The sequence below is a fragment of the Vibrio sp. 1978 genome (genome assembly GCF_033344345.1).
The window spans coordinates 1-515 of record NZ_JAWPOP010001037.1; the positions used below are offsets into that span (position 1 = coordinate 1).

Annotated in this window: 1 pseudogene; it reads right to left on the bottom strand. The window is 52.8% G+C overall.

From position 1 onward, the window contains the following. Positions 1–515: pseudogene (gene fadA, locus R8N49_RS30530) on the bottom strand (acetyl-CoA C-acyltransferase); the annotation flags it as partial.

A 515-nucleotide genomic window follows, 5' to 3' on the forward strand; every position in this document is an offset into this window, starting at 1 on the left:
GCAAGGCCTGCACGTTTGAGCGCTTTTTGCGTTGCAGGTACAGGGCCGTAACCCATGATGGATGGATCGCAACCTGCGATCGCCATGCCTTTGATTCGTGCGCGAATCTTCAAACCAAGTTCATTGGCTTTCTCTTCGCTCATGATCAGCATTGCGGATGCACCATCGGATAGGGCTGAAGATGTACCGGCTGTTACGGTACCGTTCGCTGGGTCGAATACCGGGCGAAGTTGAGACAGACCTTCAACGGTGGTCTCTGGACGAATCACTTCATCGTAATCTAACTGGAACAACGTACCGTCTGCTGCGTGGCCTTCGGTTGGTAGGATTTCGTTTTTAAAGCGACCTTCCAATGTTGCTGCGTGAGCACGAGCATGAGAGCGCGCCGCAAACTCATCTTGTTGCTCACGGCTGATACCATGCAGCTTACCAAGCATTTCAGCGGTTAAACCCATCATCCCAGCGGCGTTGGCGACATTCTTCGACATGCCAGGATGGAAGTCTACACCGTGGTT